This is a genomic window from Vibrio sp. CAU 1672 (assembly GCF_029223195.1).
Lineage (GTDB): Bacteria > Pseudomonadota > Gammaproteobacteria > Enterobacterales > Vibrionaceae > Vibrio.
This window is the reverse complement of sequence record NZ_JARHUF010000009.1, coordinates 21,699-39,084: the sequence shown is the minus strand read 5'-3', so window position 1 is coordinate 39,084 and position 17,386 is coordinate 21,699. Positions and strand designations below refer to the sequence as shown.

The window sequence follows — 17,386 nt, the reverse complement described above, 5'->3', positions numbered from 1 at the left end:
GTTAACCTCTGCTCAGTCCTCAGTTAATGCAGCGTTGGCTTACTGCTTTCGTTGCTGGGACGAACGCCAAATTCAGCGTGGATCGTCAATACGCACGCTTTAACATGCTCAATAACCTGTTCAAGCAGCTGGGCTTGCTCTTCAAGATCATCGTCTTCATCAATGCCCAGCTTGGCGATCTCCTCCAGATCCGCCAGCGCTTCTTTGGTCTCTTCGCTCGCTTTGGTTAACGACACGCCTGATAAGCCAAAGCCTGAGAGAAAGTGATTAACAAAATCAGAGACACTGTCAGCCAACGCAAACAACGCTTCTTCGCCGCCCTCTTCCGGCAACAACAATGACAGCTCCATTGAGGTTCCTGTCAGCTCATTAGCTGTTACGGAAAAAACCGCCTGCGCTAACGCCAGCACGGTTGTCGGCCATCCCATCCCTTCATTGGTATAATCAAACAGGATCGGCTGCCAGCTCTGATCGTTTGTCGCCAAACCGCCACTCAGCATTCCGGTAAGCAGGCCATGTAACTCGGCAGGAGTCACCGCCAGGCTTGTTGATGTCAGCTCCGCAGCGATGGTCTGATAATCTGGAAGGGTGATTTCACTCATAACTGGACTCATATTGTCGAATAAACCTCTATCCTACCATCAAGCCAGGATGTCGGGAACGACTAACAATTTCAATTTTGGCCAGGAAATATCCAATTTGTCCAAATCCTGTCTGATCACTTCAACATTTCTCTTTCTGTGATGGGAAATGCTTGAATCTTAATAGCGCTTTTCCTATAGTTTCCCCCTCGGTAGTTGTGGATAGCAATACCTTAGATAGCGCGATATAGAGTTTATTCATCATGAGCAATCAAGCGGTCGACGTTGAAATTCTTGGCAAAGTGACACGGGTAAATTGTCCAGCAGGGCAAGAGGACTCCCTTATTGCTGCGGCAAAAGATCTTGATCGCCGATTGAAAGAAATGAGCGAACGTACTAAGGTAACCAATGAGGTCCAGCTACTGACATTTGCCGCCTTAAACATCTGCTATGAATTGCGCAGTAAAGCGCATGAGTCAGACGGGCATCAGCAACAGATAGCTGAGCGAATGGAAAAGCTCACCGTGTCATTGGAACACGCGTTAAGCAAAGTAAAGCAAGGACAGCAGTAGACAAAATTTACCCTGGGGTGTGCGTCAGCAGGATGTAAGTCCCTGAGCCGATAAGCAATACCTAAGGGTTAGTAATTGGTAGCTATTGAGCAAGCTTGGCATGTACCGAGAAGCCTACGGTTATCATTGCTGATCCGCCTTGAACCAGCTGGTTCAAGGGTCACAATCCTCAACGGCACTCTGGGGTACCTTCTATGTCACAAGCGTCACGACAAGATTTCCGCAAACTGATCCGCGAAAAACGTAACGCGTTGTGCAGTGACACCCAATACCAGGCCGGACTCGATCTGGTCCAGCAATTTACTCAACTCCCAGAAATTCACTCAGCCCAGCATATCGCGCTGTATTTATCCGCCGATGGTGAACTCGACACCAAACCGCTGATCCAGTGGTTGTGGCAAGAGAAAAAATCCATATACCTGCCGGCTATCCACCCCTTTGCCAAAGGCCACCTGTTGTTTCTTAATTACTTAAATGATGATCAACTGGTCTACAACAAGTACGGCATCTTAGAGCCCAAACTCGATATCCGCCACCTGATCCCACAAGGTGAACTGGATCTTATCCTGACCCCACTGGTCGGCTTTGACAGTATCGGCCACCGCCTCGGCATGGGCGGCGGTTACTATGACCGCACCTTGGCTCACTGGTTTGCCACCGGAAAAGGGGCCAAACCTATCGGCATTGCCCATGACTGCCAGCATGTTGACCGACTTCCCATCGCCAGCTGGGATGTGCCTTTACCTAAGATCGTGACGCCAAGCAAAATTTGGAGCTGGGAAACCACCGCATAAAATGGGCAATTTTAATTCAAATCGCTATAATCACGCCGCAAACATTAATGAACATCTATGCAGGAGATTGGCATGACCCAAGATGAAATGAAAAAAGCGGCTGGTTGGGCAGCACTTAAGTATGTTGAGAAAGGCAGCATTGTCGGTGTTGGCACCGGATCGACCGTAAATCACTTCATCGATGCCTTAGGCAGCATCAAAGACGACATCAAGGGTGCCGTATCGAGCTCTATTGCTTCGACCGAGCGCCTCCAGGAGCTGGGAATTGAAGTCTACGAATGTAATGACGTCGCGAAACTGGACGTGTATGTCGATGGTGCGGATGAAATTAACCCTACGCGTGAAATGATCAAAGGTGGTGGCGCAGCGCTGACACGTGAGAAAATTGTTGCCGCGATCTCTGATAAGTTCGTGTGTATCATTGACGATACCAAATTAGTTGATGTATTGGGCCAATATCCACTGCCAGTAGAAGTGATCCCAATGGCACGCTCCTACGTGGCGCGTGAACTGGTTAAACTAGGCGGCGATCCGGCCTACCGTGAAGGGGTGATCACCGATAATGGCAACGTGATCTTAGATGTGCATAACCTGCGTATTACCAATCCAAAAGAGCTGGAAGACAAGATCAATGGCATTACCGGCGTTGTGACCGTCGGCTTGTTCGCCCACCGTGGTGCAGACGTGGTGATCACCGGCACACCGGAAGGGGCGGTCATCGAAGAATAATCACCCCAAACAGAGATTCGCCAGACTTTATCGCTGAAAGTTCGTGAATTTCTGTCATTTCATTACAAGCGGTGCCTCAAGGCACCGTTTTTTGTTTCTTATTTTAAGAAAAGTATGCCTTATTCCGTAATTTTCTTACCCAAAGCAAAAATTTTTTGATACTTTAATGGTCAGAAGACGCACAAGGAAGCGTTTGTCTTCCTACAAAACTGTTAATTATCCCCTTTTTAATAGTTTTGCCCGATGTGCGCCACATTAGCCCACCTTTCCATTTTAAGGACGAGAAAAATGGCCAAAGTTTCACTGGAAAAAGAAAAGATTAAAATCCTTTTACTTGAAGGATTACACCCTTCTTCAGTTGAAGTTCTTCAAGCAGCTGGTTATAGCAACATTGAATACCATAAAGGCTCTCTTTCAGAAGACGAGCTGATCGAGGCGGTGAAAGATGTCCACTTTATTGGTATCCGCTCCCGAACCAACCTATCGGAAGAGGTCATCAATGCGGCAAACAAACTGGTTGCGATTGGCTGTTTTTGTATCGGCACCAACCAGGTGAACCTGAAAGCGGCAGCCAAGCGCGGTATTCCAGTGTTCAACGCCCCGTTCTCGAATACCCGCAGTGTGGCGGAGCTGGTTCTCGGTCAAATCCTGCTGCTGTTGCGTGGTATTCCGGAAAAAAATGCCTTGGCTCACCGCGGCATCTGGAAAAAAAGCGCTGACAATTCCTATGAGGCTCGTGGCAAACGCTTAGGTATTATTGGTTACGGCCACATCGGTACCCAACTAGGTATCATTGCTGAAAACCTCGGTATGCGCGTCTATTTCTACGATATCGAAAACAAACTGTCTCTGGGTAACGCCACTCAGGTTCAAACCATGAGTGAACTGCTCAATAAGTGTGACGTCATTTCACTGCATGTTCCGGAAACCCCTGAAACCAAGAACATGATGGGTGAAGAAGAGTTTGCCCGCATGAAGCCAGGCGCAATTTTGATTAATGCTGCGCGTGGTACTGTGGTAGACATCCCGGCGCTGTGTCACAGCCTGGAGTCTGGTCATCTAGCCGGTGCCGCCGTCGACGTGTTCCCGGTTGAACCTAAAACCAATGCCGATCCGTTTGAATCACCATTAGCCAAGTTTGATAACGTGATCCTGACGCCACACGTGGGCGGTTCAACCCAAGAAGCCCAGGAAAACATCGGCGTAGAAGTCGCAGGTAAGTTAGCCAAATACTCTGACAACGGCTCAACGTTATCGAGCGTTAACTTCCCAGAAGTATCACTACCGCAACACCGTGAGTGCTCTCGCTTGTTACACATTCACCAAAACCGCCCAGGTATAATGACCCAAATCAATACCATCTTTGCCGAAGATGGGATTAACATTGCAGGTCAATACCTGCAAACCGCGGCCGATATCGGTTATGTAGTGATCGATGTAGAAAACGGACGCTCAGAAGAAGCGCTGCGCAAACTAAAATGCATCGAAGGCACGATTCGCGCGCGTATCCTGCACTAAAGCTAAGCTTAAGGCGATACTGTCACAGGTATCGCACAGACAAAACAGGGGGCCTAGCCCCCTGTTTTTTTTAACTTTCACGCTTATTTGATCTTATAAACCACATCAACCTGATCGCGGATCACCAGAGTAGAGTCCTGATAACTGCTTGCGCTCTGTTTGGCATCCATCGCCATGCTGCGCATCAAAACGGGTTCGACGTACATCTGGCTGTAGTTGATCTGCCAGATATCACCCAGTGTCTTGCCAAACCCTTGCACCAGTGAGGTGGCTTTTTCCTGAGCATCTTTGATCGCGGCTAGTCTTGCTTTCTGTTGATACTCTGCCTCGTTACTGACTTTCAGTTGAATCCGGTCAACTTGGTTAATCCCCACATCGAGCGCCATATCCAGATACTGGTTGAGATTTGCCAAGTCATTCACCGTCACATCAATACTGCGCGATGCCCGATAACCAACCAGTTCAGCTTTACCGGATTTAGGGTAATGGTACTGGGGAGCCAAATATAAGTTCGAGCTCGAGATGTTATCTTTCGGTAACCCGGCTTCAGTGAGATTGTGTAAAAACGCTTCGACGGTTTTATCGACAGATTGCTTAGCTTGTTCTGCGGTCATCGTCGTATCAACCACCTTAACGGAAAACGTAGCCATGTCTGGTGTCGCGACAACCTCACCAAACCCCTTGGTAGTCAAGTGAGCAAACTCTGGCGCATTGGCTACAGCCGGCACACTCATCATACTGACCGATGATGCCAGTAAAAACGATAACACTCTCATTATACAAATCCATCCATACTAGTTTCGCTTCATCATAGGAGATTTTGTCGAATATCCAAGCTAGCCAGCCTATTTCTAACACAAGTTTGACTCAAGAATTCCCCATAGCTAAGCAACCGACTCCAAGCCAGACACGGTTACTGAGGCAAATTGGCGCTCGCATAGCCGACAATGGCTTCTGAGATCTCTCTGAGCACACCGGTCTCTAGTTGCCAGTGGTGCCAGTAGATCCGGTAAGACATTAAGAAGCCGGGGGTAATATCAATCAAAGTACCATTGTCTAATTCATTACTGATCTGTATGCGCGGAATAAGGCAATAGGCCACACCAGCCAGCGCCATCTTTAAAAACGCCTCTGAGCTGCTGATGTTATGCTGGATGACACTATCAGGATGAACATTAAAGTGTTGCGACAGAAACGATTTATGCAGGTCATCATACTGATCGTAAGACACGGCCGGGGCCCGGCTAAGGGTCTGGCTGTTGACGCCCTGGGAGAAGTAGCGCTGGTAGAACTCCGGGCTCGCCACACATATATAATCAATTCGTCCCAGATAGTCAGCCCGACAACCAGGCATGGCGTGTGACTCCAGACTAATGGCCCCCGCCACCTCACCACTTTTTAATTTTTCAATGCTGCGTGATTCACCATAAATGGTCAGCTTTAACTCAACCTGACGTGTTTTCATCACATGCTGCAACGCTGGCAATAACCACGTCGCCAGACTATCGGCGTTGGTCGCCAGCGACAACTGTACAGGACGGTCGCTGGCCTCATTGTTCAATTCAGGAACAATTTCGTGTTCAAGCAGGCGAACACGGCGATACAGACCCAATAACTTCTTGCCAATTGGGGTCGGCTGTGGCGGCTGAGCCCGGACCAACACCGGCTGAGCCACAAACTTTTCCAGTTGTTTGATCCTTTGGGATATCGCGGATTGAGAGATAAACAGATGCTCAGCTGCCCGTTCAAAACTTCCCTGGTGGACCACTGCGTCCAACGCTTCTACCCATTTATAATCCAGTCCACGCATAACGTCTTTCCTGTTACTGCACACCCCACATAAGCACAACTTATATATGATTAAAATCATTAATTATACTTATTTTAGCGAAAACGTTATCTTCCCACCTCAAAATAATTTCTATTTTTATGCTGAGGTGGTTTGTGAGTATTTGGGTTGTATTACAAGGATTTGGCTTAGGCGCATCGATGATTATACCTATCGGCGCCCAAAATGCTTATGTACTCAATCAGGGCATCAAACGCCACCATCACCTCACCACCGCAACTATCTGTAGCATTCTGGATATGGTATTCATTTCTCTCGGGATTTTTGGTGGTGGTGCCATTCTGGCGCAAAATGAAATCCTGCTAACCTCGGTCACGCTGGGCGGCATTGTGTTCCTTAGTGTGTACGGTTTGCTGTCGCTGAAAAGCGCATTCAAACCCACCCACGCATCCGAATCGAAAGGCGACGTCACCGCCCGAGGTCGCCGTACCGTGATTTTAGGCGCATTGGCAGTCACCGTATTAAACCCACATTTGTACTTAGATACCGTGGTGATCCTTGGTTCCATTGGTGGCCAGTTTGAAGGTAACGATCGTATCGCCTTTGCCATCGGCACCATCATGGCGTCGTTTGTCTGGTTCTATTCCTTATCACTTGGCGCAGCCAGACTGGGCCCTACGCTATCGAAACCAAAGGTAAAAAGAGGCATTGATATTGCGGTCGCTGCAATGATGTTTACCATTTCGCTTGTACTGGCAAACGAGTTAATCACTAAATACTGCTAAAGCAATAAACTGGAACGAAAGGCGACATGGAGTCACTTAAGCAAATACATCAAATCAATCGAGAGCGACTTAACTCACTCTCCATTCCCTTTCGAGAATGGCAGCATGAAGCCATTCTCGACTTCGAAACCGACATAAATGTGGCCGCCAAGCTTGGCTGGAGTGGCATACATACCAAGAGCTTATTTCTTAAACTCAAAGGCCAGGGCTACGCCGTTTACCTGACCGACAAAGATTCACGGCTTGATGCTAAGCGAATCAAAGTCATCACCGGTAAACGTCCATCGATTTGCAGTGACGATGAAATGGTCGCGCAACTGGGCTGCCTGCCTGGGGCCGTCTGCCCGATTGGTTTGCCTGAGCATGTTTCCATCATTGTCGACTCTCGCCTCTATCAACATCAGGAACTGCTCTACACCCCCGGCTTACCTGAATTCACCTTTGGCTTTGCAGGCCAAGCACTCAAGCGCCTGCTACTGGCAGGTAACAATACCCTTTACGAGCTATAAAAAAAGCGAGGCCGGTGCCTCGCTTTTCATGTTCTCTATGGATTAAGCATCGACTTTGTTCAGATGCACATCCATTTGCGGGAATGGAATTTCAATGCCGTTGGCATCCAGAGCTTCTTTGATCGCTTGCATCGAATCAAAGTACACCGCCCAGTAATCAGCCGTGTTCACCCACGGGCGTACGACAAAATTAACCGATGAATCCGCCAGCTCCAGGACACCAATTGTCATGTCCGGATCTTTTAAAACTCGGCTGTCTTTTTCCAGCGTTTCACGGATCACCTGCTTAGTCTTCTGTAAGTCGGCTTGGTAAGAGACGCCAATCACCAAATCAATACGACGGGTAGCATGACGTGAGTAGTTGGTGATCGGGCCACCAATCACGCCGGAGTTGGGTACCACCACCATTTTGTTGTCCGGTGTTTTCAACACGGTCTGAAAGATCTGAATCGCTTCAACACTACCGGCAACCCCGCCAACTTCGACATAATCCCCGGATTTAAATGGACGGAAGGCAACGATCAACACACCCGCCGCAAAGTTAGATAGTGAGCCTTGTAACGCAAGACCAACCGCTAAACCGGCCGCACCGATAACCGCAACGATAGAAGCAGTCTGTACGCCAACCCGGCCTAGTGCAGCGATGAGTACAATCACGAACAACAAGTAACGAACCAGGCCATGGATAAACTCCACCACCGCTTTGTCCATGTTCTTCTTATCCAGTACCTTAGCAACACTGCCTGCGACCGCTTTGACAATTATGTTACCAATAAAAAGGATAAGCAGCGCCGAGACAATATTCACTCCGTACTGGATAATTAGATCCGAGTTACTGGTTAGCCACTTTTCCGCTTCCGTCAGCCCATTCACTAATGGAGCCTCAACGCCCAATGATTCACCTGCCATATTTTGCATCCTCAAATTACAACTTATATAAATCCTATTGCCGTTTGTTTATGAGCCAAATTTATCAAGGCCACAACAACAACATCGTCAGCGGCCCACTGAAGAGCGCCGGAATTTTGGCACAATAGCCTAAACCATACTTTTTGCAAAGTGATTAATAACAAAGCCTAATAAGACAAAATCTTATCAGTTTATTCTGATATCAATATGTTACAGAGTACGCAAAAGCTTTACATTTCGCCACCATTTTATCTGCCAGATCGGCAACTGTTATCGCAAAAGGCATAATGGCTCACTAATAGGCGTCCTCCTCTGATATGCAATGACCAGAGAAGTAACTAGTCTACTAACTGAATAACAATTACAGATACAAAAAAGCCCGCTTTAACAGCGGGCTTTAGCATCATTCAACGAGAACGAATTATAGTACGTCTACTGCGTTTAGGTCAGCAAATGCTTTCTCTAGGCGAGCAACCATTGAAGCTTGACCAGCACGTAGCCATACGCGTGGATCGTAGTACTTCTTGTTAGGCGCAGATTCACCAGTTGGGTTACCGATTTGACCTTGTAGGAAATCACGGTTTTCAGCTTCGTAAGTACGGATACCATCCCAAGTTGCCCACTGTGTATCAGTGTCGATGTTCATTTTGATAACACCGTAGCTGATTGACTCTTTGATTTCTGCTTCAGTTGAACCAGAACCACCGTGGAATACGAAGTTTAGAGCGTTTGGTGCGATACCAAATTTCTCTGCACAGTATGCTTGAGAATCACGTAGGATAGTTGGAGTAAGTACAACGTTACCAGCTTGGTAAACACCGTGTACGTTACCGAAAGATGCTGCGATAGTGAAACGGTGGCTGATTGGGCTTAGTTTCTCGTATGCGTATGCAACGTCTTCTGGAGAAGTGTACAGCTCAGACTGATCCATATCAGTGTTGTCTACGCCGTCTTCTTCACCACCAGTACAACCTAGTTCAAACTCTAGTGTCATACCCATTTTTTCCATACGCGCTAGGTACTTAGCACATATTTCGATGTTCTCTTCTAGAGACTCTTCAGAAAGGTCGATCATGTGAGAAGAGAATAGTGGCTTACCAGTTTGAGCGAAGAACTCTTCACCTGCGTCTAGTAGACCGTCGATCCATGGAAGAAGTTTCTTAGCAGCGTGGTCAGTGTGTAGGATTACTGGCACACCGTAAGCTTCAGCAACTGCGTGTACGTATTTCGCACCAGCGATAGCACCAAGGATTTGTGCACCTTGACCTTCAAGTTTCACGCCTTTACCAGCGAAGAAAGCAGCACCGCCGTTAGAGAACTGAACAACAACTGGAGCTTTAACTTTAGCAGCAGCTTCAAGAACACCATTGATTGAGTCAGTGTTCACTACGTTTACTGCTGGAAGTGCGAAGTTGTTTTCTTTTGCAACTTCAAAAACTTTCTGTACGTCGTCGCCAGAGATAACACCTGGTTTTACGAAATCGAAGATCTTAGACATGGATTTAATCCTATTTATCTGTCGTTTTAAAAATAAAACTTGTTAAGTTTAAATTCTTGCAAACGTTTGCTCACAACTGGCGCTATTGTAGCAAAAAACTGTGATGTGCAGCAAACAAGAAAGCGGGAGAGTAACTCCCCCGCTTTCACTTAATTACTTAGCGCGCTCTTCTAGCATCGCAACTGCTGGTAGTACTTTACCTTCTACGAACTCAAGGAATGCACCGCCGCCAGTAGAGATGTAAGAAACGTCAGCTTTGATACCGAACTTGTCGATAGCCGCTAGCGTGTCACCACCACCTGCTACAGAGAAACCTGCAGACTGAGCGATTGCTTCAGAGATACCTTTAGTACCTGCTTCGAAGTTCTTGAATTCGAATACACCTACTGGGCCGTTCCATAGGATAGTTTTCGCGTTACCGATGATTTCAGCCAGAGCCGCCGTTGAATCTGGGCCAAGGTCGAAGATCATGTCGTCGTCAGCAACTTCAGAAACGTGCTTGATTTCAGCTTCTGCGTTTTCGTCGAATGCTTTCGCACATGCAACGTCAGTTGCAACTGGGATAGAACACTCTTTCATTAGCTTTTGAGCGGTTTCAACCAGGTCTGCTTCGTACAGAGACTTACCTACGTTGTGGCCAGCTGCAGCGATGAATGTGTTCGCGATACCGCCACCAACAACTAGTTGGTCAGCAACTTTAGATAGCGACTCAAGAACGGTTAGTTTAGTAGAAACTTTAGAACCACCAACGATAGCCACTAGTGGACGCTCTGGGTTATCCATTGCTTTACCTAGCGCTTCAAGTTCTGCAGCCAGTAGAGGACCAGCACATGCTACCGGTGCATTCATACCAACGCCGTGAGTAGACGCTTGTGCACGGTGAGCGGTACCGAATGCATCCATTACGAACACGTCACATAGTGCAGCGTATTTCTTAGATAGCTCTTCGTCGTTTTTCTTCTCGCCTTTGTTAAAGCGAACGTTTTCCAGAACAACTAGTTCACCAGCGTTTAGCTCTAGACCGTCTAGGTAGTCTTTCGCAAGTTTCACTTCGCAATCTAGTGCGTCGTTCAGGTAGTTAACAACAGGTTGTAGAGAGAACTCTTCAGCGTATTCACCTTCAGTTGGGCGACCCAGGTGAGATGTAACCATCACTTTCGCGCCTGCTTCTAGGCATAGTTTGATAGTTGGAAGAGATGCGATGATACGTGCATCAGAAGTTACTTTACCGTCTTTTACTGGCACGTTTAGGTCAGCACGGATGAATACACGTTTACCTGCTAGATCCAGGTCAGTCATCTTGATTACAGACATGATGTGTCCTCTCAAATATTTAATAATTAAAGTTTTTGAAAACTCGGCAATCCTGCCAAGCCTGTTAATTCTTCAAACTGGTTACTGATATGGAGATACCGGCATTTTATTTCAAGATCTGAAATAAAAAATCTCCATATTCTTGCTCACCTAATACTCCACCTGTGAACAAGCTTGCATTGCTAACGCCGTATCCAGCATACGGTTAGCAAAGCCCCATTCGTTATCGCACCAAACAAGCATTTTCACTAACTGCCCGTTACTCACTCGCGTCTGAGTTCCATCAACTATCGCACTATGGGGATCGTGGTTAAAGTCGATAGAAACGAGTGGCGATTCAGTATAGTCAACAATGTCGTGTAATGTACACTGAGATGCGTTAACAATGGTTTGATTTACGTCATTAACTTTCACATTTGTACGAATTGTGACACTTAAATCCATCGCGGTCACATTAACTGTCGGCACGCGCACGGATATCGCCTCAAATTTGTTAGAAAATTTCGGGAATACCCGTTCAATCCCTTTGTGCAACTTGGTGTCTACCGGAATAATCGACTGGCTCGCCGACCGTGTACGGCGTAAATCGGTATGGTAAGCATCAATGACCTGCTGGTCATTCATCGACGAATGGATGGTGGTGATGGTCCCCGATTCAATGCCAAACGCCTCATCCAGCACTTTAATCACCGGCACAATACAGTTGGTGGTACAAGAACCATTAGAGACGATTCGATGTTCGTCCTTCAAAGTGTGGTGGTTGACGCCATAGATAATGGTGTTGTCCATATCATTGGCTCCCGGGTGGGAAAACAGCACTTTTTTCGCGCCCGCTTCAATATGCGCTAATCCATCCGCTTGACAGCCATAAAAACCGGTACAATCGAGCACGATGTCCACTTCTAAATCGTGCCACGGCAGCAACTCGATTTCTGCCAGATGCAGGATTCGGATCGGGTCATACTCACCGCTATTGTGATGAATGTACAGGTGCTCCTGATCATGCGACACTTTTTTACCAAAGCGTCCATGACTGGTGTCATATTGCAGCAGGTGTGCCATCGCCTCAGGTTGAGCAAGCTCATTGACCGCGACTACCTTAATTTGCTGATCTTTGCCACTCTCATAAACAGCTCGCAGCACATTACGACCGATACGTCCAAATCCATTGATCGCAACCTTTAGCATTTTTCCTTCGCCTTACCTAAATTTTCGTGTCACAGATAGTACCTGATGCCAAGACGGAACGCATTAAGTAACTGTTCTCCGTCGCGGTAAAATATCTTTTCATTTCAGTGACTATTCATACTGGTAACATAGTGATCTTTTATGCAACACACTCCACAAATACTTTAGCTCATTGTTTGACCAGCAAAAGGAAATGCGTATGTCCGTTTTTCCCGCTATTCACTTTTGTCAGCGATGCAGCAGGGAAACACCGCACGGTGCAGTTCTGGTGCGCAAACCAAGCCGTTACGCCCCCCCTGCTTGGGTTCTCAAAGCTCTGGGATAACACCTTTATTAACGGCAGTGATTGCTACGCTATGGATCGCTATGTCACCGCTAAGGAGTGTGGACACAAAGAGAAGGATAACTGTGGGGAAACGGGTTTGAACAGGCACAAAAAAACCGAGCAGTAACGCTCGGTTTTTCTTTTACCTGCGTAAGCTTACGCGAGTAGTTCTTTTGCTGTGTTCACTACGTTTTCGACAGTGAAACCAAACATTTCGAACAGCTGATCAGCAGGTGCAGATTCACCGAAGGTGCTCATACCGATGATCTTGCCGCCAAAGCCAACGTACTTGTACCAGAAATCCGCGATGCCCGCTTCTACTGCGATACGTGCTGTTACGTCTGATGGCAGTACAGCTTCACGGTAAGCGGCATCTTGCTTGTCGAATGCATCGGTTGATGGCATTGAAACCACGCGTACTTGCTTACCTTCAGCGGTTAGTTGCTCAGCTGCTTTCACTGCCAGTTCAACTTCAGAACCAGTAGCGATCAGGATTAGCTCCGGCTTGCCAGCGCTGTCTTTCAGGATGTAAGCACCTTTGGCGATGTCCGCTAGCTGCTCAGCATCACGCTCTTGCTGGGCCAGGTTTTGACGAGAGAAGATAAGTGCTGATGGGCCATCTTTACGTTCAATCGCCAGTTTCCATGCTACGGCAGACTCAACCTGGTCACATGGACGCCATGTGCTCATGTTTGGAGTCAGACGCAGAGACGCCATTTGCTCAACTGGTTGGTGAGTTGGGCCGTCTTCGCCAAGACCGATAGAGTCGTGGGTGTAAACCTGGATGTTCTGAACTTTCATCAGCGCAGCCATACGCATTGCGTTACGAGCGTATTCCATGAACATCAGGAAGGTTGCGCCGTAAGGAACAAAACCACCGTGTAGCGCGATACCGTTCATGATCGCCGTCATACCGAATTCACGTACACCGTAGTGGATGTAGTTACCTGAGAAGTCGCTCGCTTCCAGAGACTTAGAACCAGACCACATAGTCAGGTTAGAAGGCGCCAGGTCAGCAGAGCCGCCCATGAATTCTGGCAGCATCTGACCAAACGCTTCCAGTGCGTTTTGCGATGCTTTACGTGATGCGATGTTGGCTGGGTTTGCTTGAAGGTCAGCAATGATTTGGCTTGCTTTCTCTTCCCACTCAGCTGGAAGTTCACCGTTTAGACGACGCTTTAGCTCTGCCGCTTCTGCCGGGTAAGCTGCTGCATACGCATCAAACTTCGCGTTCCAAGCGGCTTCTTTCTCAGCACCGGCTGCTTTAGCGTCCCACTCAGCGTATACGTCTGCTGGGATTTCAAATGCTGGGTGTTCCCAACCCAGGAATTCACGCGCTGCAGCGATTTCTTCCGCACCTAGTGGCGCGCCGTGACAGTCGTGTGAGCCAGATTTGTTTGGCGAACCAAAACCGATGATAGTTTTAGTACAAATCAGCGTAGGGCGAGGATCCGCTTTTGCCGCTTCGATTGCTGCGTTGATCGCTTCAGAATCGTGACCATCTACTGCCGGGATTACGTGCCAACCGTAAGCTTCAAAACGCTTAGGCGTATCGTCAGAGAACCAGCCTTCAACGTGACCATCGATAGAGATGCCGTTGTCATCCCAGAATGCGATCAGTTTGCCCAGACCTAGCGTACCAGCCAGAGAACATGCCTCGTGTGAGATACCTTCCATCAGACAGCCGTCGCCCATGAACACGTAAGTGAAGTGGTCAACGATGTCGTGGCCTTCTTTGTTGAACTGAGCCGCTAGCGCTTTCTCTGCCATTGCCATACCAACAGCGTTGGTGATGCCTTGGCCCAGAGGACCAGTCGTTGTTTCAATACCTGGTGCGTAGCCATACTCTGGGTGACCTGGAGTCTTAGAATGCAGCTGACGGAAGTTCTTAAGATCGTCGACAGACAGCTCGTAACCGCTCAGGTGTAGTAGAGAGTAAATCAGCATTGAGCCGTGGCCGTTTGATAGTACGAAACGGTCACGATCAGCCCACTCTGGGTTAGCTGGGTTGTGGTTTAGGTGAGAACGCCAAAGAACTTCAGCGATATCAGCCATACCCATAGGTGCGCCTGGGTGGCCAGAGTTAGCTTGTTGAACACCATCCATGCTAAGAGCGCGGATTGCATTTGCCAGATGTTTACGAGAAGACATGTCTGCTCCTGAGTGCATTAAGCGAATTAATAAGAAAATGTCGTAAGACGGGATTGCGCGCTATTGTCTCAAAGCCCCTGAGTTACTGCAAACGTTTTACTGAGCATTTTCTCTGTTTTTAGCCGTTCATTTCTGCCTTTGAGCCGCCGAGCCATACATCCGCGCCAATTAAAGCAAACGTTTAGTTGATAAGTAGTGTGAATTCCATAGCAAAAAGAACTTGTAATTCGGGCGTTGCAACATAAAATAGACGTCTAGATGTAGAAACAGCTACAAATCGTCTTATTACTTGGGCGGCGAGAGGTGACTCTGGCTGCCGTAACCCTTTTTAATTGGAGCTATCATGGCTAAGCACCTGTTTACTTCTGAGTCGGTTTCAGAAGGTCATCCAGATAAAATCGCAGATCAAATCTCTGATGCAGTTCTTGATGCAATTCTAGAGCAAGACCCAAAAGCACGTGTTGCTTGTGAAACGTACGTAAAAACCGGCATGGTAATGGTGGGTGGCGAAATCACCACATCTGCATGGGTCGACATCGAAGAGCTGACTCGTGAAACCGTGCGTGAAATTGGTTACGTTCACTCTGACATGGGCTTCGATGCCGATTCTTGTGCGGTACTGAACACCATTGGTAAACAGTCGCCAGACATCAACCAGGGCGTTGACAAAGCGGATCCAAAAGAACAGGGCGCGGGCGACCAGGGCATCATGTTTGGTTACGCTTGTAACGAAACTGAAGTGCTGATGCCGGCACCGATCACTTATGCACACCGTCTGATGCAGCGTCAGGCCAAAGTACGTAAAAACGGCACACTGCCGTGGTTGCGCCCGGATGCAAAATCTCAGGTGACTTTCCAGTACCACCAGGGCAAGATCGTAGGTATTGATGCTGTAGTTCTGTCGACTCAGCACTGTGATTCTATTTCAACCGAAGCACTACGCGAAGCGGTTATGGAAGAGATCATCAAACCGGTACTGCCTTCAGAGTGGCTGAACAAAGAAACTAAATACTTCATCAACCCAACCGGTCGTTTCGTGATCGGCGGCCCGATGGGTGACTGTGGCCTGACTGGCCGTAAAATCATCGTAGATACCTACGGCGGTGCAGCCCGTCACGGTGGCGGTGCTTTCTCTGGTAAAGATCCATCAAAAGTGGACCGCTCTGCCGCATATGCAGCGCGTTACGTAGCGAAAAACATTGTAGCAGCGGGTATGGCTGAGCGTTGTGAAATCCAGCTTTCTTACGCGATTGGTGTTGCTGATCCTACCTCTATCATGGTGGAAACGTTCGGTACTGAAAAAGTATCACACGACATCATCATTGAAGCGGTACGTCAGTTCTTCGACCTGCGTCCATACGGTCTGCAAGAGATGCTTAACCTGCTGCAGCCAATTTACAAGAAGACAGCGGCTTACGGCCACTTTGGTCGTGAAGAGTTCCCTTGGGAAGCTACCGACAAAGCTGCCCTGCTGCGTGAGTTTGCGGGCCTGTAATCCTCGCCAACCCGTACTAAATTCAGCCCTCGCCTCAGGCGGGGGCTTTTTTATCTCCGTTCGCTTTTTAAACCTGCCCGCAATCGATCAGCGTTTGCTCAATGCCAAACCTTATGGTCATACTCAACTACACTTTTTCACGCTGCCGTCCCCGTCTGGGCTGATCACCATTCAGACTAAACACCTCCGCTTAAGGTTGTACAAAAAAACAGCCAATAATTTGTAAATTTGCCTATCTGTGCCAATAGTTAAAATAATGTTAACTGCGGTAACTGGTCCAGTTAACCAACAGACATCAGATGCCAACCGCGGCAAAGTCAAGTGTAAAGCCAGGCATCAAGCAGGGCTCTGGTTTCGTGTCAGGTGCCACCAAGAGAATTTATCAAGGAGGAGTTATGCCTCGTACTGTCAACCCATCCGACTTCCGGAATAAACGAAAGGAAGTCCCAGATAATGAATACGCCAGAACCATTGCTTGTAATCAGATCAGTATTTCAGCGCCTTTCCACTGGCTCGCACTCGGCCTGCACGATTTTGTCCGCATGCCGTTAATCAGTGCGTTTTACGGCATCTGCTTTATGGCTGCCGCCATTGGTATTGTGTTACTGGTCCAGTGGCAAGGCACGCATTTGGTCGTAATGCCGAGTTTGGTGGTGTATATGCTGATCGGCCCATTCCTCGCGCTGGGATTGTATGACGCCAGTTGGGAAAGAGAAAAAGGCCACAAAGCCAGCTTACTCCACTCGATGAAAGCCATCGGCCGTAACTCCTCTTCCCAATGGGCGTTTGCCGTCCTGCTGGCGGTGTGTATGATTTTCTGGATGCGTATCGCCGCTCTGTTGCATGCACTTTATCCTTCCGTACAGGGTGCCCCGCTGACCGAGTTCCTGCCTTTCCTCGTCATTGGCTCATTAGTAGGGTTTGTGCTTGCTTGTGTGGTGTTCAGCATTTCCGCATTTTCTATTCCGTTAATGATGGAACGTCGCGTGGATATGATGACCGCGGTATTCACCAGCTTTAATGCGGTGCGCTCCAACCTCGGGGCGATGATCGTTTGGGCGGCCGTCATCTGTGGGGGTATTTTGATCGGCTTTGCTACCTACGGTATCGGGATGCTGTTTACCATGCCGATTCTCGGTTATGCCACCTGGCATGCTTACCATGCGATCATCAAGAAAAAACACACACCATAGATAACAGATGCTATGATCCGGCCCTCGCAATTGCGG

16 protein-coding genes, 1 other RNA gene and 1 pseudogene are annotated in these 17,386 nt (G+C 48.1%); 10 read left to right on the top strand and 8 right to left on the bottom strand.

Features of this window, described 5'->3' with window-relative positions:
• Positions 1-23: 23 nt before the first annotated feature.
• Positions 24-602 carry a YecA family protein gene (locus P2G85_RS10435; protein ID WP_275864026.1) on the bottom strand — a complete coding sequence of 193 codons (579 nt, stop codon included), beginning with the start codon at positions 600-602 and terminating at the stop codon, positions 24-26.
• A gap of 242 nt (positions 603-844) precedes the next feature.
• Between P2G85_RS10435 and zapA the strand changes: the two genes are divergently transcribed.
• The 5 genes from zapA to serA all read left to right on the top strand — a co-directional run bounded on the left by zapA (position 845) and on the right by serA (position 4,194).
• Entirely contained in the window at positions 845-1,153 is a 309-nt protein-coding gene (zapA, locus tag P2G85_RS10430) for a cell division protein ZapA (protein WP_275864025.1), read from the top strand.
• Positions 1,154-1,159: 6 nt separating this feature from the next.
• Positions 1,160-1,344: non-coding RNA, 6S RNA (ssrS, locus tag P2G85_RS10425), on the top strand.
• A gap of 3 nt (positions 1,345-1,347) precedes the next feature.
• A complete protein-coding gene (locus tag P2G85_RS10420) occupies positions 1,348-1,947 on the top strand; it encodes a 5-formyltetrahydrofolate cyclo-ligase (RefSeq protein WP_275864024.1) in 600 nt (199 codons plus the stop codon).
• A gap of 72 nt (positions 1,948-2,019) precedes the next feature.
• Positions 2,020-2,676: a ribose-5-phosphate isomerase RpiA gene (gene rpiA / locus P2G85_RS10415; RefSeq protein WP_275864023.1), complete on the top strand. Its 657-nt coding sequence runs from the start codon at positions 2,020-2,022 to the stop codon at positions 2,674-2,676.
• A 288-nt stretch (positions 2,677-2,964) separates the two neighbouring features.
• A complete protein-coding gene (gene serA / locus P2G85_RS10410; protein ID WP_275864022.1) occupies positions 2,965-4,194 on the top strand; it encodes a phosphoglycerate dehydrogenase in 1,230 nt (409 codons plus the stop codon).
• Between the two features lie 83 nt (positions 4,195-4,277).
• Here serA and P2G85_RS10405 read toward each other — a convergent pair whose 3' ends face one another.
• Positions 4,278-4,970: an oxidative stress defense protein gene (locus P2G85_RS10405; protein ID WP_275864021.1), complete on the bottom strand. Its 693-nt coding sequence runs from the start codon at positions 4,968-4,970 to the stop codon at positions 4,278-4,280.
• A gap of 137 nt (positions 4,971-5,107) precedes the next feature.
• The gene (locus P2G85_RS10400; protein WP_275864020.1) at positions 5,108-6,004 is read right to left on the bottom strand and encodes a LysR family transcriptional regulator ArgP; all 897 of its coding nucleotides are present in this window, start codon (positions 6,002-6,004) and stop codon (positions 5,108-5,110) included.
• Between the two features lie 134 nt (positions 6,005-6,138).
• Between P2G85_RS10400 and P2G85_RS10395 the strand changes: the two genes are divergently transcribed.
• Both P2G85_RS10395 and P2G85_RS10390 read left to right on the top strand, forming a co-directional pair.
• Complete coding sequence (locus tag P2G85_RS10395; RefSeq protein WP_275864019.1) at positions 6,139-6,768, top strand: LysE/ArgO family amino acid transporter; 630 nt, start codon at positions 6,139-6,141, stop codon at positions 6,766-6,768.
• Positions 6,769-6,794: 26 nt separating this feature from the next.
• Positions 6,795-7,277 (top strand): YbaK/EbsC family protein, encoded by a 483-nt coding sequence (locus tag P2G85_RS10390; protein ID WP_275864018.1) that lies wholly within the window; start codon positions 6,795-6,797, stop codon positions 7,275-7,277.
• Between the two features lie 42 nt (positions 7,278-7,319).
• On the opposite strand, the gene mscS is transcribed toward P2G85_RS10390, so the two are convergent.
• The 4 genes from mscS to epd all read right to left on the bottom strand — a co-directional run bounded on the left by mscS (position 7,320) and on the right by epd (position 12,186).
• On the bottom strand, positions 7,320-8,186 hold the full coding sequence (mscS, locus tag P2G85_RS10385; protein WP_275864017.1) for a small-conductance mechanosensitive channel MscS: 867 nt from the start codon (positions 8,184-8,186) through the stop codon (positions 7,320-7,322).
• Positions 8,187-8,607: 421 nt separating this feature from the next.
• On the bottom strand, positions 8,608-9,684 hold the full coding sequence (gene fbaA / locus P2G85_RS10380) for a class II fructose-bisphosphate aldolase (protein ID WP_275864016.1): 1,077 nt from the start codon (positions 9,682-9,684) through the stop codon (positions 8,608-8,610).
• A gap of 153 nt (positions 9,685-9,837) precedes the next feature.
• The gene (locus P2G85_RS10375; protein ID WP_275864015.1) at positions 9,838-10,998 is read right to left on the bottom strand and encodes a phosphoglycerate kinase; all 1,161 of its coding nucleotides are present in this window, start codon (positions 10,996-10,998) and stop codon (positions 9,838-9,840) included.
• Positions 10,999-11,148: 150 nt separating this feature from the next.
• Positions 11,149-12,186 carry an erythrose-4-phosphate dehydrogenase gene (gene epd / locus P2G85_RS10370; RefSeq protein WP_275864014.1) on the bottom strand — a complete coding sequence of 346 codons (1,038 nt, stop codon included), beginning with the start codon at positions 12,184-12,186 and terminating at the stop codon, positions 11,149-11,151.
• Between the two features lie 199 nt (positions 12,187-12,385).
• On the opposite strand from epd, the pseudogene P2G85_RS10365 reads away from it, so the two are divergent.
• Positions 12,386-12,638, top strand: a pseudogene (locus tag P2G85_RS10365) (hypothetical protein).
• Between the two features lie 29 nt (positions 12,639-12,667).
• Here the strand turns inward: P2G85_RS10365 and tkt are convergent.
• Positions 12,668-14,662, bottom strand: coding sequence for a transketolase (tkt, locus tag P2G85_RS10360; RefSeq protein WP_275864013.1), 1,995 nt, complete (start codon positions 14,660-14,662; stop codon positions 12,668-12,670).
• 343 nt (positions 14,663-15,005) lie between these two features.
• Between tkt and metK the strand changes: the two genes are divergently transcribed.
• Both metK and P2G85_RS10350 read left to right on the top strand, forming a co-directional pair.
• Positions 15,006-16,157 carry a methionine adenosyltransferase gene (metK, locus tag P2G85_RS10355; RefSeq protein WP_275864012.1) on the top strand — a complete coding sequence of 384 codons (1,152 nt, stop codon included), beginning with the start codon at positions 15,006-15,008 and terminating at the stop codon, positions 16,155-16,157.
• 395 nt (positions 16,158-16,552) lie between these two features.
• The gene (locus P2G85_RS10350) at positions 16,553-17,350 is read left to right on the top strand and encodes a DUF2189 domain-containing protein (protein ID WP_275864011.1); all 798 of its coding nucleotides are present in this window, start codon (positions 16,553-16,555) and stop codon (positions 17,348-17,350) included.
• Positions 17,351-17,386: the final 36 nt, after the last annotated feature.

What these genes read in the sequence shown, in the direction of transcription:
- P2G85_RS10435 (WP_275864026.1), bottom strand. Translation starts at nt 602, where the DNA reads ATGAGTGAAATCACCCTTCCAGATTATCAGACCATCGCTGCGGAGCTG.
- zapA (WP_275864025.1), top strand. Translation starts at nt 845, where the DNA reads ATGAGCAATCAAGCGGTCGACGTTGAAATTCTTGGCAAAGTGACACGG.
- P2G85_RS10420 (WP_275864024.1), top strand. Translation starts at nt 1,348, where the DNA reads ATGTCACAAGCGTCACGACAAGATTTCCGCAAACTGATCCGCGAAAAA.
- rpiA (WP_275864023.1), top strand. Translation starts at nt 2,020, where the DNA reads ATGACCCAAGATGAAATGAAAAAAGCGGCTGGTTGGGCAGCACTTAAG.
- serA (WP_275864022.1), top strand. Translation starts at nt 2,965, where the DNA reads ATGGCCAAAGTTTCACTGGAAAAAGAAAAGATTAAAATCCTTTTACTT.
- P2G85_RS10405 (WP_275864021.1), bottom strand. Translation starts at nt 4,970, where the DNA reads ATGAGAGTGTTATCGTTTTTACTGGCATCATCGGTCAGTATGATGAGT.
- P2G85_RS10400 (WP_275864020.1), bottom strand. Translation starts at nt 6,004, where the DNA reads ATGCGTGGACTGGATTATAAATGGGTAGAAGCGTTGGACGCAGTGGTC.
- P2G85_RS10390 (WP_275864018.1), top strand. Translation starts at nt 6,795, where the DNA reads ATGGAGTCACTTAAGCAAATACATCAAATCAATCGAGAGCGACTTAAC.
- mscS (WP_275864017.1), bottom strand. Translation starts at nt 8,186, where the DNA reads ATGGCAGGTGAATCATTGGGCGTTGAGGCTCCATTAGTGAATGGGCTG.
- fbaA (WP_275864016.1), bottom strand. Translation starts at nt 9,684, where the DNA reads ATGTCTAAGATCTTCGATTTCGTAAAACCAGGTGTTATCTCTGGCGAC.
- P2G85_RS10375 (WP_275864015.1), bottom strand. Translation starts at nt 10,998, where the DNA reads ATGTCTGTAATCAAGATGACTGACCTGGATCTAGCAGGTAAACGTGTA.
- epd (WP_275864014.1), bottom strand. Translation starts at nt 12,186, where the DNA reads ATGCTAAAGGTTGCGATCAATGGATTTGGACGTATCGGTCGTAATGTG.
- tkt (WP_275864013.1), bottom strand. Translation starts at nt 14,662, where the DNA reads ATGTCTTCTCGTAAACATCTGGCAAATGCAATCCGCGCTCTTAGCATG.
- metK (WP_275864012.1), top strand. Translation starts at nt 15,006, where the DNA reads ATGGCTAAGCACCTGTTTACTTCTGAGTCGGTTTCAGAAGGTCATCCA.
- P2G85_RS10350 (WP_275864011.1), top strand. Translation starts at nt 16,553, where the DNA reads ATGCCTCGTACTGTCAACCCATCCGACTTCCGGAATAAACGAAAGGAA.